The organism is Streptomyces sp. NPDC088157 (genome assembly GCF_044741545.1).
GTDB lineage: Bacteria > Actinomycetota > Actinomycetes > Streptomycetales > Streptomycetaceae > Streptomyces.
Window position 1 is genome coordinate 752468 of sequence record NZ_JBIUSU010000003.1, and the last position, 16157, is coordinate 768624.

Here is a 16157-nt window from a genome sequence, read left to right on the forward strand (position 1 = left end):
CTGAAACCGTCAGTAAGACGGCCTGCGCCGCCGGGGTGCAGCGTCGGGCTCGGCGGCCTCAAGATCGGCCAGTAGTTCGGCCTGGCCCGCCAGCACGCCGGACAGGATGGTGCGCGCGACCCGCAGCAGCTCCGCCACCTGCGGATTGGCCAGCGAGTAGTGGACGGCCGAGCCCTCCCGTCGGGGGATGACAAGGTTGGCCCGGCGCAGCACGGCCAGCTGCTGAGAGAGGTGGGCCGCCTCCACGCCCACCTCACCGAGCATTTCGGAGACCGCGTGTTCGCGCCGGCTGAGGAGTTCCAGCACGCGGATCCGTACCGGATGGCCGAGGGTCTTGAAGAACTCCGCCTTCAACTGGTAAAGCGGCGCGCTCACCGCACCCGCCCCGCGCCCGTAGCGGCCGCCGAGGTGCCGGACGGTCGCTGTCGTGCGTGCACCGTGCATCGCATCCACCCAAAACTCTTCGCCATGGGGACATCCTCGCGCCCTCACTCCTGGGTCACAGCCGGCCGGCCGCCGACCGACCAGCCGCGCAATGCGGTCAGGTCCAGGATGACTGGCCCGGCGCCCCGGGCCAGGACCCAGCCGATCGCGCCGGTGAACCGGGCAACCTCCTCGGGGCCCAGGTGCCCGGCCAGGGAGAGAATACCCAGGCCAGGTGGGTGGTGTTGGGCCACTCGGTGGTCATCCGTCACTGCCTCGATCTTCACAGGGGAAGGGTGATCCAGATGCTTTTGCCCTTGCCGTCCGCGTCGCCGCGGATGACGGCGGTGCCGCCCAGATCCAGGGTCAGCTCCATGACGGTGCCCAGCCCGCCGCCGCCCGTTCCCGTTGGCGCGGCGAACAGCGCGGGCTGGTAGGGGTGGCGATCGTGGACGGCGAACGCGAACGTGTCCCGGCCCGCCGCGTAGATCACAGTGACGTTCGGGGACAGACCGGCGGCGTGCTGGACGCTGTTGGCGACCAGCTCGGACAGGATCAGCAGCGCCGGATCCACTGTGGGATGGCGCCGGCTGATGCCCCACTCGGCCAGGACCTGCTCGGTGGTCTCGCGGGCGATCCGTACCGCCGAGCCCATGGCCGGCAGGGTCAGCACATGCCGCAGGGGCAGAGCTTCCAGCTGGGCGCTCACCGGGCGGCCTCGGCGTCGGCCAGGCGGAACCCGGTCACCGTCTGCGGGCGGATCCGCACCAGGGTGTCGTGCGGGCCGTGCGCCCGGCCGGGCAGCGTACGGCGGTGGTGGGCGGCCTCGTCCCGATCGGTGCTCACCTCGGCCGGGCCCGTGGCGGTCACGGTCCAGCCGGTGCCACCCGCAGACTTGATCTCCTTCGCGTGACAGGTGAGCGACGGTCGGCAGACCAACGCTACGGCCTGCGCGGGAGTACGGACGACCGGACGCCCGTACTCCAGAACAGGGACGGCCGGGCGGACCACGGGCGTCTCCCGCCGGACATGCACCGGGCTCCCCTGGGTGGCGCCTTCGAGCAGCCACAGCGCCTCACTGCCGGGCACCTCGATCACGCGACGGGAGGGGGTGGTCATCGGGAAGCCTCTGCGGTGACGGGTGCGGCGGGCAGGAGGCCGGCCCGGTGCAGGTGGGCGCGGGCCCCGGCGATGGCCTCGGGGGTGGTGGTGTACTCGCGGCCCTCCAGCTGGAGCAGTTCCAGTGCGCCGACGGACTGCAGGGCTTGGCGCTGGCCGGAGCGTATCCCGGAGGTCATGACGGCGATGCCGCGTCGATTGAGCTTCTGAACCGCGTCCTTGAGGACCAGCGCGCCGGTGGCATCCACTGTCGACACCCTCGACATGCGCAGGATCACCACGCGGACGTCGGCGACCTCGCTCAGCTCCAGGAGGAAGCGGTGGGCGCCGGCGAAGAACAGCGGCCCGTCGATCCGGTAGGCGACGATGTGCTCCGCGAGCAGCGCGTGCTCCTCCTCGCTGTGCTCACCGGGAAGATCGGCCTTGAAGTCGACCTGATCCATCCGGGCCTGCTGGGCGACGGCCCGCAGTGCCAGGGCGCCCGCCACGAACAGGCCGATGATCACGGCGTAGACGAGATCCAACGCGAGTGTGGCGACGGCCGTCAGAACCAGCACGATCGCATCCGAGCGGGTCGCGCGGGCCATTGCGCGCAGCGCACCGACCTCGACCATGCGGATCGCGGTCGCCAGCAGCACCCCCGCCAGGGCCGCCAGGGGGATCCTGGAGACCAGCGGGGCGGCGGCGAACACGATCCCCGCGAGGACCACGGCGTGGGTGAGCGCGGCGAGGCGGGAGCCCGCGCCCGCGCGGACATTGACGGCGGTACGGGCGATCGCGGCGGTGGCCGGCACCCCGCCGAACAGCGGGGCGGCCAGATTTGCGATGCCCTGCCCGAACAGTTCCTTGTCCGGGTCGTGCTTTTGGCCCACCGTCATCCCGTCCGCGACCGTTGCCGACAACAGCGACTCCAGCGCGGCGAGCGCGGCAACCGCGACGGCCGGGGCGAGCAGCGAACCCAGCGCGGACAGATCCAGGAAGGCCAGGGAGGGGGCGGGCAGTCCGGAGGGCAGGTCGCCGATCGGCTTGGCGGCGTCCAGACGGAAGAGTTGGGACGCGACGGTGGCGGCGATGACCGCGACGATGGAGAACGGGATGGTGGGCCGCCACCTGGCCCCCAGCAGCATCGCGGCCGCCACGGCGAGCGCGAGGATCACAGCGGTCCAGTTCGGCGCCTTCACGAACTCCTCGACCGCCCGCCAGGTCACCACCAGTACCTTGTCGCCCTCCGGCTTGGCCACCCCCAGCGCGTTCGGGATCTGCTGCAGGGCGATGACGCAGGCGATGCCGAGAGTGAAGCCCTCCACCACCGGCGCGGGGATGTAGCGCATGTACCGGCCGGCCCTCAGCAAAGCCAGCGCGATCAGCAGCACACCGGCCATCAGCCCGACGGTCAGCACTCCGCCGGGCCCGTACCGGGCGACGATCGGCACCAGCACGACCGTCATCGCTCCTGTGGGGCCGGAGACCTGGAGGTTGGAGCCGCCGAACAGCGCCGCGAGGGCGCCGGCCACCACGGCGGTGGCAAGTCCCGCTTCGGCGCCGAGCCCGGAGGAGACCCCGAAGCCGAGCGCGAGCGGCAGCGCCACGATGGCGACCGTGAGGCCGGCGAGCAGATCCCGGCGCGGGTTGCGGGCCATGAAAGCGAAGTCGGCCCGGGCAGGCAGCAAGGAGCGCACCCGGCCCGCGGCCTGGGTGAGGAACGTACTCACGAAGCCGCGACCTCGGCTTCCCGCAGCTCTTCCAAGAGTTCGTTCTGCCCGGCCAGCAACTCGGTCAAGATCCGGCGCGCGGCCCGCATCAGCTCCGCCACATCCCCGCCCGCCAGCTCGTACACCACGGTCGAGCCCTCACGGGCCGAGGTGACGATGCCCGAGCGACGCAGAACCGCCAACTGCTGGGACAGCGCCGAGGGCTCCACCTCGATCGCCGCGAGCAGGTCCCGAACCGGCGTCGGACCGGCCTGCAGCAGCTCCAGTACACGTATGCGGACCGGGTGCCCGAGCATCCGGAAGAACTCAGCTTTGGCCTGATACAGCGGAATCGGCACGGCCTGGGACTCCCTTCACCACCCCGATGGCTCGGGGGTGTCGTCTGGCGCCATGCCCGCGGCCACCTGCAGACACAACGAACACAGCATGTAGCGAATTGCAGAATTTCGCAATTCATGGATTGATGGAGAGCGTGGTGGTGCCCCTTCCATCGCCCTCAGCCTGGGCCCGCGCACCACTGATGCTGACGGTTCGCCGACGCCAACCATCCCGAAGGTCGCTGACCTGCGGATACAACGGCGAAGTCCGATATGTGGTGGAACTTCGCCGGGCGGTCCCAGGAAGAGGTCGTCCAGGCACGCGAGGACTGGATGAAGGGCACCCGTTTCGGCGAGGTGAAGGGCTACGACGGGGATCCGTTGCGCGCACCGGAACTGCCGCAGGTGCCGCTCGAGCCCCGGGCCGCCTCCGCTGCTCGCATTCCCGCCTGCCCCACGCGGACGGCGGGAAATCGGCGGCAGGGCAGTCCGGCCTTCGACGCCGCCGGAAGCTCCGCCAACAGGGCGGCTCCCGGGCCGGTGCGGCCCGGCGTCGGGCCGATGGCGCGGTGACGGCGAACACTGGTGACCTCCGACGAGGGAGGAGACACCATGGACCACCTCGGCGCTCAGGGAGTCCGGCGACCCACATCGGTCGGCGCAGGTGTCCAGGACGCCCCGGCCCAGGCAGGAGTCATCGGCATCGGGCTCGCCGCCGTGCTGACGTTCGCACTCGCGCAGGGTGCCTGGGAGTGGTTCGCGGCATACATCGGGGTCACGCTCCTCGCGGTGATCTTCTCCTTCTGTCGCCTGCCTCCGTGGATGCCCGGCCTGCGCTCCGTGTACGCGCGGAGTCTGGTCGCCTACTCGCTGGTGGTCGGCCTGTGCGTCGCGATCGCGCTGGCCCCGGTACTGCAGCGCTCGGCGTGGCTCTTTCCGATGCCGGGCACCCGTAGCGACTGTCGGGAGTTCGGCAGGTACGAGGTTCTCCGGACCGAGGCCGCGCTGGCGGACCTCGCCGGACGCGACAGGCGAGCCCTGGTCTACGCGCAGGACATCCAAGGCCACGACTCGGTTGCCGACTGCCTGGCGTCCACCACGACCCGGTGGCTGCCGCTGTACGGACTCGGCGCGGCTGCGCTGGTGGGTCTGGGCGCGTGGTCCTCCGGCCGTGCTCGGGCGCGGAGGGAACCGGACCCGCTCGCCCGAAGCCCTCGGCATCGCGGAATTGACCCATGATTCCGGCCCTGAAATGCACCCTGTCGCCGGTCGCTCCGTTTCCTAGAGTCGTAGTCATGACGACGACGAAGAACGAGATCACGCAGACCGCACAGGGCCCGCAGAGCGCGGACTTCTCCCCGGTCCTCACCCGCGCCGCCGAGGCCGAGACGACCCGGGACCCCAGCAGTGTCATGACGCTGCTCGCGGACTCCGACCACACCGGCGGGCGGCTCACCGGCTACCGGTCCACGTTCGCCGAAGGCGCCGTCGGAGCACCCGCCCACCTGCACACCAAGGCGTCCGAGCTGTTCTTCGTGATCGACGGAGCGCTCCAGGTGCTGGTGGGCGAGGAGATCACCGTCCTGGAGGCGGGCGACTTCCTCGTCGTGCCGCCGCACACCCCGCACGCCTTCGCCGCGGCGCCCGGCAGGACGGCCGACGTGCTGTTCGTCTTCACCCCGGGCGCCGGCCGCTTCGACTACCTGCGGCTCCTGGGCCGGGTGATGCGCGGCGAGGCCGACCCGCAGGAGATCAAGGACTCCTCCGAACGGTTCGACAACCACTACGTCGACAGCCCCGCGTGGCGCGAGGCACTCGCCGCGCGCGGTTGAGGCCCGCCCGTGGGCCCGCTCAGCGCTCCCCGTGCACGGCCGGGTCGCCGGAGTTCTCCAGTGCGCGCGCTCACGCCGGGCGGGACTGGCGCGGTGGGGTCATGGCCCAGCGGATCGTGCGCGTCAGAGCCTGTCCGGTGGGGCGTACGGCGAGGTCTTCGACGACCGGCACCCGGGGCAGCCACAGCATGCCCCGGGCCCACGGCGGGAGCAGCACGACGGCGTTCGCTGCCAGCCCGCCGTACAGGGGCCGCACCGCGAGGGGCAGGGGAGGCTGGAAGAGCAGGAAGCGGGCGGCGGCCCGGGCCTCGGGCGTCGCTCTGAGTTCGGGCCGGTAGGCGGTCAGGCGCTCGGACAGCTCGCGGCGGTCGCGTGGCGGGTCGCTCACCCCCAGTGCCTCGGCGACGCGCACGGTGTCGGCGACGTAGGCGTCGTAGCCGGCGGCGTCCAGCGGGCGGGCGCCGAAGCGTTCGTGGGCACGCAGGAAGCTGTCCGTCTCGGCGGCGTGCACCCAGCCGAGCAGGTGCGGATCAGCCGCGTGGTACGGCACGCCCTCGGCCGTCGTGCCGCGGATCCGTTCGTGGATGCCACGGACGTGGTCGACCGCCCGCTGTGCGTCCGCGGCCGTGCCGTAGGTCGTCACGGCCAGGAAGGTGCTGGTGCGCTGCAGTCGGCCCCACGGGTCGCCGCGGTATCCCGAGTGCCCGGCCACCGCGGCCATGGCGAGCGGATGCAGGGACTGCAACAGCAGGGCGCTCAGCCCGCCGATGAACATCGAGGCGTCACCGTGCACGGTGCGGATCGGGCGGTCCGGCTCGAACCAGCGCGGTCCCGGGGTGTCGTGGATGCGGGCACGTGTCGCCGGTCCTGCGGGGCCGGCGACACGGCGGAACAGGGCTTGGCCCAGCTGTTCGCGGACTGAGGTCAGCACGGTCGGCCTCCCCTCTCCTACTGCTCCAGTGTCCGCGATGCCCGCCCCGAGCCAGGCACGGTCGCGGGACTCATCGACCGGTGGACGCGATCCGTGAACCCCGATCGACGCGCATCACAGGGCTTGTCCGGCGGATCGTGAGCCTGCGTACCGTCGACGGGCGATGCGGCGAGTGTCATGCTCAGGCTGTCGTCGGGCGTGCGCCCGCTACGCAGCTGGGTGCTCCCCTGCAATCGGCGCCGTGTCCGGGCCCCGCGGATCTACGGCTGGGTCAGCTGATCGTGGCCTTCGCGCTCTGCGGGCAGTCGGTCTTCGGGCTCATGACCAGCGATTCCGGTGCCGGGCCGGCGGGAACACTGATCGGCAGCACGATTCTCGTGGCCGGTCTCGTCGTGATGATGACGGGCCGGCTCGCCCGTGGTCCCCGGAAGGGCGGCGGCACACCGTAGGCCTTTCGACCGCCCGGCGGCACACGGTAGGCCTTCCGATCGCCCGGCCGGCACACCGTAGGCCTTCCGATCGCCCGGCCGGCAGCCGGCGCTGCGCACACCTCCGACAGGTGGTGGAATATTCAACCACCATGCCCGGTTGTCGGCGTCGAAGGAGGCACGAGTGGACACGACATACGAGATGACCGGCGAGGCCGCGTACTACGCCCACGGAACACCGGCCGAGCGGTGGGAGAGGGCGCGGCTGTTCTTCGCCGCGAAGGAATACGCCGCGGCCGCGCGGGTGCTGGCCGGACTGGTCGAGGAGGTGCCGGAGCAGACCGGACCACGGCTGCTGCTGGCCCGCGCCTACTACCACTCTGCCCAACTGCTCCGTGCCGAGACCGAGTTGCGGGTGATCGTCGAGCGGGACCCGGTGGAGCACTACGCCCGGCTGATGCTGGGCCGCACCCTGGAACGACAGGGGCGGCACGCGGAGGCGGGACCGCACCTGCGGCTCGCCTCGGCGCTGGCCGGGGACTTCCCCGAGGCCTGAGCCGAGCCCGGCCCCGAAGCCTGAGGCCGACGCCCGGACCGGAAACCCGAGCCCGAAGCGAGGAGCGGCCCGGCGGTGACTTCCACCGCCGGGCCGCCGCCGTACCCGGGACCGCTCAGACGACCGCCCGCCGCCCCCGCCGGTGCGCGATCTCGCCGAGGACGACGTCCACGACCAGGAAGGCGGCCAGCGGGATGCCGAGGAGCGGGACGAAGTAGCCGACCACCGCGACCGCCGCCATCAGCGGGACGAGGACGTACGGCGGGACCTGCGCCCAGGCGCCGCGCGGGATCGGGCGGCCGAAGGCGGAACCGCGGCCGCGCTGCCACCACATGCGATAGCCCCACACGATCAGCAGGATCAGGGATCCCGCGAGAAGCATCAGCGCGAGCTGGTTGACCAGGCCGAACAGGACACCGGTGTGCAGGTCGATGCCCCAGCGGGTCAGCTTGGCGAGCAGCGGGTGGTCGTCGAACCGCAGCACGTCGGTGACCTCGCCGGTGGCCGGGTCGATCGCCACCGCGTCCTGCTTCTCGGGCCAGCTGCGCTGCACCTGCTTGACCACGTAGGCGGAGGAGGCGTCCGCGGGCGGCACCATCTCCACCGGGTCGCCCAGCCCCTCGGCGCGCGCGGCGGCCAGGATCTTGTCGAGGCCGACACCGTGCTCACCGTCCCCGCCCGCACCGGAGGCCGCGTCGTGGCCGGTGTGCTCACCGCCGCTCGCGGCCGCCGAGACCGACGGGGTGGCCTGACCGAGGGAAGTGCGCAGTACGTCGATGTTGGCGCCCGCGTAGGTGGACCAGGTCAGTCCGGTCGCGGACAGGAAGACGAAGCCGGCCGCGGCCCACACCCCGACGGTGCCGTGCAGGCCGAGCGTGCGACGCCGCCCGCTCGTGCCGCGGACCTTGCGCAGGGCGCGGCGGCGGGAGAACCAGAGCACCAGGCCGCCGCCGGCTGTCACCCACAGCCAGCTGGCGGCGAGTTCGCTGTAGAGGCGGCCGTTCTCGCCGAGGTGCAGATCGCGGTGGAACTCGTCGATCCAGGTGCGCAGCGGCAGCGCGCCCGTCGAGCCGTACTGCTCCAGCGCGCCGCGCACCTTGCCGGTGTAGGGGTCGACGAACACGGCGAGGGTGTGCGTGGCGTCGACCCCCTCGACGCCGGACAGCATCACACGGGTGGTGGCGTCGTCCTTCGGCGAGGGGCGGACGGCCGAGACCGTGCCCTCGGGGTGGGCCTCGCGGGCGGCGTCCACCTGCTCGGAGATCGGCAGCTTCGTGTCACCGACCGGCACCGTCATCTCGTGGGAGTAGACGAGCTTCTCGGCCTGGAAGGCGCCGGCGTACAGGAACCCGGTGACGGCGGCGACCAGCAGGAACGGCGCCACGAACACGCCGGCGTAGAAGTGCAGGCGCAGCACCAGCGGGCGCAGCGGGGCCCACGGGCCGCGGGACTTCGGCGCGGCGGCCGCTGCTTGCGGGGCCTCGTCCGCGGAGGTCGAGGGAGCGGTGGACATGGGTGGGTTTCTCCGAGGGCAGGGGACGGGGCGGGGGACAGCGCTCTGGGGGACGGTTCTCAGCCGTGACGCACCAGTAGTCGGAAGGGAGCGGCGCCGAGTTCCCGCCACTTCGAGTGACCCGCGTCACATGTTCTCCGGCCGTGACATGCTGGCCCGATGGCATCTCCCCCTCCCCGCGCTCCCCTTGCCGAACGGATCGAGGAACTCCTCGCCCCCGGAGGCCCGTTGTCCATCGTCGCGGCCGGAGACCCGGTCCTGCGGACTGGCACGGTGCGTTACGAGGGCCAGCTCGAACCCGCTCTGCTGGCCCGGTTCGTGGAGGCCCTGCGCATCACCATGCGTGCGGCGCCGGGTGTCGGACTGGCCGCTCCGCAGGTCGGTGTGGAACTGCGGATCGCCGTCATCGAGGACCCGGCGCCGGTGCCGGAGGAGGTTCGGCTGGCTCGCGGCCGGGTGCCCCAGCCGTTCCGGGTGCTGGTCAACCCGTCGTACGAGCCGGTCGGTTCAGCCCGTGCCGCCTTCTTCGAAGGCTGTCTGAGCGTGCCGGGCTACCAGGCGGTGGTGGCCCGGCCCGCCGAGGTGCGGCTCACGGGTGAGGACGAGCACGGCCGGCCGCTGGACGAGGTGTTCGGCGGCTGGCCCGCCCGTATCGTCCAGCACGAGACGGACCACCTCGACGGTGTGCTCTACCTCGACCGGGCCGAACCGCGCTCGCTCAGCGCCAACCAGGCCCTGCTCGAGCGCTGGACGCAGCCGACGGCGAAGGAGGCCGCGAAGGCGCTGGGCTTCGAACTGCCGTGAGCGGCGGGGCCGTTCGGCGTCGTGGTGTCAGTTGTCCCGGTACGCCTCCAGCAGTCGCAGCCACACCTCGCTGAGCGTGGGATAGGACGGGACCGCGTGCCACAGGCGGGCGAGCGGCACCTGGCCGGCCACGGCGACGGTCGCGGAGTGGATCAGCTCGCCGACGCCGGGTCCGACGAAGGTGACCCCGCGCAGGATCTCCCGCTCCAGGTCGACGACCATCCGGGCGCGGCCCTTGTAGCCCTCGGCGTACAGGCCCGCGCCGGCCACCGAGGACATGTCGACGTCGACGGCCCGCACCCGGTGTCCGGCCGCCTCCGCCTCGGCGAGCGAGAGGCCGACGGCGGCCGCCTCCGGGTCGGTGAAGACGACCTGGGGGACGGACTCGTGGTCGGCCGTGGCGGCGTGGGCGCTCCACGGGTCGGTCTCCGTCAGGGGCGTTCCGGCGGCGCGGGCGGCGATGGCGGCGCCCGCGACCCGGGCCTGGTACTTGCCCTGGTGGGTGAGGAGAGCGCGGTGGTTGACGTCGCCCACGCCGTAGAGCCAGTCGGTGCCGGTGACGCGCAGGCTGTCGTCGACGGTGAGCCAGGAGCCGGGCGCCAGGCCGACCGACTCCAGGCCGATGTCATCGGTGCGCGGGGCGCGGCCGACGGCGAAGAGGATCTCGTCGGCCTCGATGCGTTCGCCGGTGTCGGTGACGACCACGACCGCGCCGTCGGAGCGGGTCACCGAGGCCACCGAGGTGCCCGTGCGCACGTCCGCGCCGGCCTCGGTGAGCGCCTCGGCGACCAGTTCGCCCGCGAACGGCTCCATCCGGTCGAGCAGGCCCTTGCCCCGCACCAGGAGGGTGACCTGCGAGCCGAGGGCCTGCCAGGCGGTGGCCATCTCGGTGGCGACGACTCCCCCGCCGACCACGACGAGCCGCCCGGGCGCGGACTGGGCGCTGGTGGCTTCCCGGCTCGTCCATGGCCGGACCTCGGCGAGGCCCGGCAGGTCGGGCAGTGCGGCGCGGGTACCGGTGGCGACGACGACCGCGTGGCGGGCCGTGAGCGTCCTGTCCCCCACCGTCACCGTGCGCGGGCCGGTCAGTCTGCCGTGGCCGCGGTGGAGGTCCGCGCCGATGCTCTTCAGCCAGTCGACCTGACCGTCGTCCGTCCAGTCGCCGGTGAACCAGTTGCGGCGGGCGAGGATCTCCGCCGTGTCCAGCGGGCCCTGGACCGCCTGTCGCAGGCCGGGCAGCCGCCGGGCGTCCGCGCGGGCGATCACCGGGCGCAGCAGGGCCTTGCTGGGCATACAGGCCCAGTACGAGCACTCGCCGCCGACGAGTTCGCTCTCCACGACCGCGGTGGTGAGGCCGGCCGCACGGGTGCGGTCGGCGACGTTCTCCCCCACGGGCCCGGCCCCGAGCACCACGACGTCGTACGTGTTGGTTTCCGATTCCGTCATGGGGTCAGTCTGGTGGGTGGTGTGCGGCGTGGCCACACGGGTAGGGGCGCGGAATACGCGTCCGGCCGGCCGTGTTGTCGCCAACGGCTTCACCGCTTGTCAGGGGACCCCTGGCAGGAAGCATCGGGAAGAGGGAATCACGTCATGAGCAGCACCGTGGAGCTCACCAAGGAGAACTTCGACCAGACGGTCACCGACAACGACTTCGTCCTGATCGACTTCTGGGCGACCTGGTGCGGCCCGTGCAGGCAGTTCGCCCCGGTCTACGACAAGGCGGCGGAGGAGAACCCGGACCTGGTGTTCGGCAAGGTGGACACCGAGGCGCAGCCGGAGCTGGCCGCGGCCTTCGGGATCCAGTCGATCCCGACGCTGATGATCGTGCGGGACCGGGTCGCCGTGTTCGCCCAGCCGGGCGCCCTGCCCGAGGCCGCCCTCACGGACGTCATCGGACAGGCGCGCAAGCTGGACATGGACGAGGTCCGCAAGTCCATCGAGGAGCAGCAGGCCAAGGCCGAGGCCGACGGTTCCCCGGCCGCTCAGGGCGAGTAACCCCTAGAAGGGGTACGGCGCCACGTCCCCGCGCACCGTCGTCCAGCGCACGTCGGTGAAGGCCTCCAGGTTGGCCTCGCCGCCGAAGCGGGCGCCGGTGCCCGAGGCGGCGACCCCGCCGAAGGGGGCGACCGCTTCGTCGTTCACCGTCTGGTCGTTGATGTGCACGATGCCGGTCGGGATGCGTTCGGCGAGGTCGAGGCCGCGGGCGGGGTCCCGGGTGACGATGCCGAGCGAGAGGCCGTAGGAGCTGCGGGCGGCCAGGGCCGCCGCCTCGTCCGGCGTGGTGAAGGAGCGTACGGGGGCCACCGGGCCGAAGACCTCCTCCGCGTAGGCGGGGGTGTCGTCGTCGACGCCCGCGAGGACGGTCGGCCGGTAGAAGAGGCTGTCGTGCGTGCCGCCCGCGGCGAGCTTCGCGCCGGCCGCGGTGCTTGCCTCCACCAGGCCGTGCACCTTGGCGAGTTGGCCGTTGTCGATGAGCGGACCGAGGTGGACCTGCGCGCGGTGCGGGTCGCCGACGGCGAGGGCGTCGGCCTTGGCCGCGAGCCGCTCGACGTACTCCTCGTAGAGGGAGGCGTGCACCAGGTGGCGGCCGGTGGTCATGCAGATCTGGCCCTGGTGGAAGAACGAGCCCCAGGCCGCCGTGGAGATCACCGCGTCCAGGTCGGCGTCCTCCAGCACGATCAGGGCGGAGTTGCCGCCGAGTTCCAGGTGGGCCCGCTTGAGGTGGCGTCCGGCGGCCTCGCCCACCGCCCGTCCGGCGCCGGTGGATCCGGTGAAGGAGATGACCGGCACGTGCGGGTCGGCGACCAGGGCGGCGCCGGTCTCGGCGCCGCCCGGGAGGATGTGCAGCAGGCCCTCGGGCAGGCCGGCCTCCGCGAAGACCGCGGCCAGGGCGAGCCCGCCGCACACCGCGGTACGCGGGTCCGGCTTGAGCACGACCGCGTTGCCGAGCGCGAGGGCGGGCGCGACGGAGCGGATCGACAGGATCAGCGGGGCGTTGAACGGGGAGATCACGCCCACGACGCCGACGGGCACGCGCCGGGTGTAGGACAGCCGGGGGGCCTCGCTGGGCAGGACCTGTCCGGCCGGGCGGGAGGCGAGGGCGGCGGCCTCGTAGCACTCCTGGGCGGCGACGTGCAGTTCGAAGTCGGCCTTGCCGGCCACGGATCCGGACTCGCGGACGATCCACTCGCGCAGTTCGTCGGCGTGCGCGGTGAACAGGTCGCCGGCCTTGCGCAGCACTCCGGCGCGGACGAAGTGGGGCAGGCGGGCCCACTCGGTCTGGGCGGCGCGGGCGGTCTCGGCGGCCGGGCGGACGTCCTCGCCACCGGCCAGGAACACCGTGCCCAGCGGGTCACCGGTGGCGGGCTCGGTGACGGTGTACCGAGGGCCCGACAGGGTGCGGGACTGCCAGTTCTTGGGGTCGAGCAACGGCATGGGGCTCTCCGATCGGTGTCCCGCGGGACTCGCGGCTCTCACAGCGGGAGGCGAAGTCCCGTGTAGTTGGCCGCCAGTTCGGCGGCGGCGTGGCGGGATGCGGTGATCCGGCGCAGCCGGGCGAGCTGCATCCGATGGTCGAACGCATCTCCATCTGGTTGAGCGTGCAACATCCTAGTCATGTCGTCGGAAAAACGGGTCGCCTGCCACACACGTTGCAGGCACAGGTCCGAGTACCCGTCCAGCAGCCGCGTCGAGCCGTCGGCGTGCAGTTCGGTGAAGGCCATGGCGAGCAGCCGGACGTCCGAGACGGCGAGGTTGAGACCCTTGGCCCCGGTGGGCGGGACGATGTGGGCGGCGTCCCCGGCGAGCAGCAGCCGGCCGTGGCGCATCGGCTCGTGGACGAGGCTGCGCATCGGCGTCACGGACTTGGCGGTGACCGGGCCGCGGCGCAGCGTCCAGTCGGCGTCGACGGTGAAGCGGGTGTCGAGTTCGTCCCAGATCCGGTCGTCCGGCCAGTCCTCCAGCCCGGTGCCGTTGGGGACTTGGAGGTAGAGCCGGGAGAAGCGGGGCGGGCGCATGCTGTGCAGGGCGAAGCCGCGTGCGTGGTGGGCGTAGATCAACTCGTCGCAGGAGGGCGGCACTTCGGCGAGGATGCCGAGCCAGGAGTAGGGATAGTCGTGGGTGTAGGTCCGGCAGGCGGCGGCCGGGAAGGCGCCGGCTGCGACGCCGTGCGAGCCGTCGCAGCCGACGACCCACTCGCAGGCGAGCGTCCGCTCGCGGCCCTCGTGGCGGAACCGTACGACGGGCGCCCGGCTCTGCGGGTCCTCCACGGCGAGCGCCTCCGCTTCGAACAACAGCGGTGGCCCGTCGGCGAGTTGGAGGGCGACGAGATCCTTGACGATCTCCGTCTGGGCGTAGATCGTGACCGTGCGACCGCCGGTGAGGACGGGGAAGTCGAGGCGGTGGCGTTCCCTCTCGAAGCGCAGCTCGATGCCATGGTGCACCAGGCCCTCGGTGTCGAGCCGGGCGGCGGCGCCGGCCGCACGCAGGGCGTCGACCGTGCCCTGCTCCAGCATCCCGGCCCGCTGGCGCCGCCGCACGTACTGCCTCGTCCTGCTCTCCAGGACCACGCAGTCGACGCCCGCGCGGTGCAGCAGGCGGGCGAGGAGCAGCCCCGCGGGGCCGCCGCCGATGATGCCGACCGTCGTACGCATGGCATGCCTCCCCTGGGACCGTAGTTCAGGTGGAGTCGCGCTGCACCACGGTGGCTCCGAGCGGCTCGTGCGACTCGGGGGCGGCCGCGGGGCTGCGGACCGCCCGGTCGACGAGCGAGGCGAGGTCGCGGCCGGAGGGCAGCTCGATCCGGACGGTGCTCAGCCTGGGGCGCAGCAGCCGCCCGAGCATCAGGTCGTCGGCACCGATGACGGCGACGTCCTCGGGGACGCGTACGCCCTCGTCCTGGAGAGCGCGCATCAGCAGCATGGCGTACTCGTCGTTGTAGGCGAACACGCCGTCGAGGCCGAGGGCGGGCCAGCGGGCGGCGAGGGCGGCCGCCGACTCCTCCGTGAAGGCCAGGGGCAGCTCGGTGACCGTGGCGTCCGTGCCGTCCAGCACCTCCCGGGAGCCGGCCAGGCGGGGCGCGGAGAAGATCTCCATGCCGCGCTCGGCCGGGACGACCACGCCGATCCGGCGGCGGCCGCGGGCGTACAGGTGCCCGGCGGCGCTGCGGCCGACGTCGGCGTGGTCCAGGTGCACCGCGCGGGCGCCCTCGACCGCCACGGGGCTGAGGGTCACCACGGCCCGGGCACCGGACCTCTTGAGGACCGCGACGCCTTCCGGGCCGATGCCTGGGCCGGGCACCAGCACGGCGACGGGCCGCAGTTCGGCCCAGGCCCGGGCGGCGTCGTCACCGCGCAGACCGGTGGCGCCGTACTGGACGACGGTGTAGTCGAGGCGGCTCAGCGCCCCCTGGAACTCGTGCACGAACCGGGAGTAGAGCGGGCCCGCCGGGACGGGCAGGGTGGGCATCAGGACCATGCGGCTGTGTCCGGCCCGCAGGGTGCGGGCGGCCGCGTGGGGCACGTACCCGAGTTCCTTGGCGGCCTCGTGGACACGGCGACGGGTGGGTTCGCTGATGCGTACGGCGCTGGCGTTGTTCAGGACGTAGGAGACGGTCGCGCGCGAGACGCCGGCCAGGCGGGCCACGTCGGCGCTCGTGGGCACGGGGCGCGGTGCCGGCGACTGCGTCGGCGCGGGCGTGTTCGGTATCTGCACCATGACGTACGGCATCTTGGCAGAAGCTGTGAGCGAGGTTGCGGGCGGGGGACACCGGGATCCGACGCCCTGTCGACGAACATGTTCGTGCCGTACTTGTTCGCTACGAACATGTTCGTTACGGTGGAGGCATGACAGCACGCCCCGACACCCCGCGCAGTCGCCGTGAGCGTCCGGCCAAGCCCGCTCTGACCAGGGAGGGCATCGTGGCCGCCGCCGTGGCGGTGCTGCGCGCCGAAGGCCTGCGCAGGCTGACCATGCGGCGCCTGGCCGAGGAACTCGACACCGGCCCGGCCTCCCTGTACGTGTACGTCCGCAACACGGCCGAGCTGCACGCGGCCGTACTGGACGAGCTGCTCGGCACGGTCGGGCCGGCCCCGGCCGGGGGAAGCTGGCGCGAGCGGCTGGAAGGGGTGCTCACCTCGTACACCGCGATGCTCTTCGCCTACCCGGATCTCGCCCGCTCGGCGCTCACCGCCCGGCCCAGCGGCCCCCACTACCTGGGCCTGATCGAGACCCTGCTGGCCCTGCTCGACGAGGGCGGGGTGCCGCCCGCCCAGGCCGCGTGGGGTGTCGACCTGCTCCTCCAGCACGCCACCGCGACCGCTGCCGAACACGCCGACGAGGCCTCCCAGGAGGACTGGGACGCCCTGCGGCACGCGGTGCGCGAGGCGTCGGAGCGGACCCACCCGCACCTCGCGCGCCTCGCCGGACCGCTGCTGTCGGGTCCGCCCGAGGCCCGCCTCTCCTGGGGGCTCCAGGCACTGATCAGCGGCATCGAGCGGACCGCCGTACCGCAATGACGACCAC

The 16157-nt window shown here is 72.6% G+C and carries 19 protein-coding genes and 1 pseudogene; 8 read left to right on the top strand and 12 right to left on the bottom strand.

Going from position 1 to position 16157, the window contains the following annotated elements:
- Nucleotides 1–9: 9 nt before the first annotated feature.
- From ACIPFH_RS14555 to ACIPFH_RS14580, 6 genes are all read right to left on the bottom strand, one after another.
- Nucleotides 10–375, bottom strand: a complete 366-nt coding sequence (locus tag ACIPFH_RS14555) for an ArsR/SmtB family transcription factor (protein WP_401826881.1) — start codon at nucleotides 373–375, stop codon at nucleotides 10–12.
- A gap of 113 nt (nucleotides 376–488) precedes the next feature.
- Entirely contained in the window at nucleotides 489–710 is a 222-nt protein-coding gene (locus ACIPFH_RS14560; RefSeq protein WP_401826301.1) for a hypothetical protein, read from the bottom strand.
- On the bottom strand, nucleotides 707–1132 hold the full coding sequence (locus tag ACIPFH_RS14565) for an ATP-binding protein (protein ID WP_401826303.1): 426 nt from the start codon (nucleotides 1130–1132) through the stop codon (nucleotides 707–709). Before ACIPFH_RS14565 ends, ACIPFH_RS14560 begins: the two co-directional genes overlap by 4 nt.
- Complete coding sequence (locus ACIPFH_RS14570) at nucleotides 1129–1542, bottom strand: pyridoxamine 5'-phosphate oxidase family protein (RefSeq protein WP_401826304.1); 414 nt, start codon at nucleotides 1540–1542, stop codon at nucleotides 1129–1131. The genes ACIPFH_RS14565 and ACIPFH_RS14570 overlap by 4 nt, the downstream gene beginning before the upstream one ends.
- On the bottom strand, nucleotides 1539–3182 hold the full coding sequence (locus ACIPFH_RS14575; protein ID WP_401826882.1) for a SulP family inorganic anion transporter: 1644 nt from the start codon (nucleotides 3180–3182) through the stop codon (nucleotides 1539–1541). The genes ACIPFH_RS14570 and ACIPFH_RS14575 overlap by 4 nt, the downstream gene beginning before the upstream one ends.
- Before the next feature lie 68 nt (nucleotides 3183–3250).
- On the bottom strand, nucleotides 3251–3592 hold the full coding sequence (locus ACIPFH_RS14580) for an ArsR/SmtB family transcription factor (protein ID WP_401826306.1): 342 nt from the start codon (nucleotides 3590–3592) through the stop codon (nucleotides 3251–3253).
- A gap of 252 nt (nucleotides 3593–3844) precedes the next feature.
- On the opposite strand from ACIPFH_RS14580, the pseudogene ACIPFH_RS14585 reads away from it, so the two are divergent.
- The 3 genes and pseudogenes from ACIPFH_RS14585 to ACIPFH_RS14595 all read left to right on the top strand — a co-directional run.
- Nucleotides 3845–3994 (top strand): annotated as a pseudogene (locus ACIPFH_RS14585) (pirin family protein); the annotation flags it as partial.
- Between the two features lie 189 nt (nucleotides 3995–4183).
- Nucleotides 4184–4810, top strand: coding sequence for a hypothetical protein (locus tag ACIPFH_RS14590; RefSeq protein WP_401826308.1), 627 nt, complete (start codon nucleotides 4184–4186; stop codon nucleotides 4808–4810).
- A 56-nt stretch (nucleotides 4811–4866) separates the two neighbouring features.
- The gene (locus ACIPFH_RS14595) at nucleotides 4867–5403 is read left to right on the top strand and encodes a cupin domain-containing protein (protein WP_401826310.1); all 537 of its coding nucleotides are present in this window, start codon (nucleotides 4867–4869) and stop codon (nucleotides 5401–5403) included.
- Between the two features lie 70 nt (nucleotides 5404–5473).
- Here the strand turns inward: ACIPFH_RS14595 and ACIPFH_RS14600 are convergent, their stop codons facing one another.
- Nucleotides 5474–6334: an oxygenase MpaB family protein gene (locus ACIPFH_RS14600; protein ID WP_401826312.1), complete on the bottom strand. Its 861-nt coding sequence runs from the start codon at nucleotides 6332–6334 to the stop codon at nucleotides 5474–5476.
- 320 nt (nucleotides 6335–6654) lie between these two features.
- Here ACIPFH_RS14600 and ACIPFH_RS14605 point away from each other — a divergent pair, with 320 nt between their 5' ends.
- Both ACIPFH_RS14605 and ACIPFH_RS14610 read left to right on the top strand, forming a co-directional pair.
- Entirely contained in the window at nucleotides 6655–6783 is a 129-nt protein-coding gene (locus ACIPFH_RS14605) for a hypothetical protein (protein ID WP_401826315.1), read from the top strand.
- 181 nt (nucleotides 6784–6964) lie between these two features.
- Nucleotides 6965–7318, top strand: coding sequence for a tetratricopeptide repeat protein (locus ACIPFH_RS14610; protein WP_401826884.1), 354 nt, complete (start codon nucleotides 6965–6967; stop codon nucleotides 7316–7318).
- Nucleotides 7319–7433: 115 nt separating this feature from the next.
- Here the strand turns inward: ACIPFH_RS14610 and ACIPFH_RS14615 are convergent, their stop codons facing one another.
- The gene (locus tag ACIPFH_RS14615; protein WP_401826318.1) at nucleotides 7434–8831 is read right to left on the bottom strand and encodes a PepSY-associated TM helix domain-containing protein; all 1398 of its coding nucleotides are present in this window, start codon (nucleotides 8829–8831) and stop codon (nucleotides 7434–7436) included.
- 159 nt (nucleotides 8832–8990) lie between these two features.
- Here ACIPFH_RS14615 and ACIPFH_RS14620 point away from each other — a divergent pair, with 159 nt between their 5' ends.
- Complete coding sequence (locus ACIPFH_RS14620) at nucleotides 8991–9635, top strand: peptide deformylase (protein ID WP_401826320.1); 645 nt, start codon at nucleotides 8991–8993, stop codon at nucleotides 9633–9635.
- A 27-nt stretch (nucleotides 9636–9662) separates the two neighbouring features.
- Here ACIPFH_RS14620 and ACIPFH_RS14625 read toward each other — a convergent pair whose 3' ends face one another.
- Nucleotides 9663–11081 carry a dihydrolipoyl dehydrogenase family protein gene (locus tag ACIPFH_RS14625; RefSeq protein WP_401826323.1) on the bottom strand — a complete coding sequence of 473 codons (1419 nt, stop codon included), beginning with the start codon at nucleotides 11079–11081 and terminating at the stop codon, nucleotides 9663–9665.
- A gap of 144 nt (nucleotides 11082–11225) precedes the next feature.
- Here ACIPFH_RS14625 and trxA point away from each other — a divergent pair, with 144 nt between their 5' ends.
- A complete protein-coding gene (trxA, locus tag ACIPFH_RS14630) occupies nucleotides 11226–11630 on the top strand; it encodes a thioredoxin (RefSeq protein WP_356265163.1) in 405 nt (134 codons plus the stop codon).
- Nucleotides 11631–11633: 3 nt separating this feature from the next.
- On the opposite strand, the gene ACIPFH_RS14635 is transcribed toward trxA, so the two are convergent.
- Genes ACIPFH_RS14635 through ACIPFH_RS14645 form a run of 3 tightly spaced genes read right to left on the bottom strand, consistent with a single transcriptional unit; the run spans nucleotide 11634 to nucleotide 15350 of the window.
- Entirely contained in the window at nucleotides 11634–13070 is a 1437-nt protein-coding gene (locus ACIPFH_RS14635; protein WP_401826325.1) for a benzaldehyde dehydrogenase, read from the bottom strand.
- Nucleotides 13071–13108: 38 nt separating this feature from the next.
- Nucleotides 13109–14287 carry a 4-hydroxybenzoate 3-monooxygenase gene (locus ACIPFH_RS14640; protein WP_401826327.1) on the bottom strand — a complete coding sequence of 393 codons (1179 nt, stop codon included), beginning with the start codon at nucleotides 14285–14287 and terminating at the stop codon, nucleotides 13109–13111.
- Between the two features lie 25 nt (nucleotides 14288–14312).
- A complete protein-coding gene (locus ACIPFH_RS14645; RefSeq protein WP_401826330.1) occupies nucleotides 14313–15350 on the bottom strand; it encodes a LacI family DNA-binding transcriptional regulator in 1038 nt (345 codons plus the stop codon).
- 128 nt (nucleotides 15351–15478) lie between these two features.
- Between ACIPFH_RS14645 and ACIPFH_RS14650 the strand changes: the two genes are divergently transcribed.
- A complete protein-coding gene (locus ACIPFH_RS14650; RefSeq protein WP_401826331.1) occupies nucleotides 15479–16150 on the top strand; it encodes a TetR/AcrR family transcriptional regulator in 672 nt (223 codons plus the stop codon).
- The last annotated feature ends 7 nt before the right edge of the window (nucleotides 16151–16157 follow it).

Bases quoted from the DNA above. Each gene is read 5' to 3' on its own strand.
- ACIPFH_RS14570 (WP_401826304.1), bottom strand. From the start codon at position 1,542: ATGACCACCCCCTCCCGTCGCGTGATCGAGGTGCCCGGCAGTGAGGCG.
- ACIPFH_RS14575 (WP_401826882.1), bottom strand. From the start codon at position 3,182: ATGGCCCGCAACCCGCGCCGGGATCTGCTCGCCGGCCTCACGGTCGCC.
- ACIPFH_RS14590 (WP_401826308.1), top strand. From the start codon at position 4,184: ATGGACCACCTCGGCGCTCAGGGAGTCCGGCGACCCACATCGGTCGGC.
- ACIPFH_RS14595 (WP_401826310.1), top strand. From the start codon at position 4,867: ATGACGACGACGAAGAACGAGATCACGCAGACCGCACAGGGCCCGCAG.
- ACIPFH_RS14605 (WP_401826315.1), top strand. From the start codon at position 6,655: ATGACCAGCGATTCCGGTGCCGGGCCGGCGGGAACACTGATCGGCAGC.
- ACIPFH_RS14610 (WP_401826884.1), top strand. From the start codon at position 6,965: ATGACCGGCGAGGCCGCGTACTACGCCCACGGAACACCGGCCGAGCGG.
- ACIPFH_RS14615 (WP_401826318.1), bottom strand. From the start codon at position 8,831: ATGTCCACCGCTCCCTCGACCTCCGCGGACGAGGCCCCGCAAGCAGCG.
- ACIPFH_RS14620 (WP_401826320.1), top strand. From the start codon at position 8,991: ATGGCATCTCCCCCTCCCCGCGCTCCCCTTGCCGAACGGATCGAGGAA.
- ACIPFH_RS14625 (WP_401826323.1), bottom strand. From the start codon at position 11,081: ATGACGGAATCGGAAACCAACACGTACGACGTCGTGGTGCTCGGGGCC.
- trxA (WP_356265163.1), top strand. From the start codon at position 11,226: ATGAGCAGCACCGTGGAGCTCACCAAGGAGAACTTCGACCAGACGGTC.
- ACIPFH_RS14635 (WP_401826325.1), bottom strand. From the start codon at position 13,070: ATGCCGTTGCTCGACCCCAAGAACTGGCAGTCCCGCACCCTGTCGGGC.
- ACIPFH_RS14640 (WP_401826327.1), bottom strand. From the start codon at position 14,287: ATGCGTACGACGGTCGGCATCATCGGCGGCGGCCCCGCGGGGCTGCTC.
- ACIPFH_RS14645 (WP_401826330.1), bottom strand. From the start codon at position 15,350: ATGGTGCAGATACCGAACACGCCCGCGCCGACGCAGTCGCCGGCACCG.
- ACIPFH_RS14650 (WP_401826331.1), top strand. From the start codon at position 15,479: ATGACAGCACGCCCCGACACCCCGCGCAGTCGCCGTGAGCGTCCGGCC.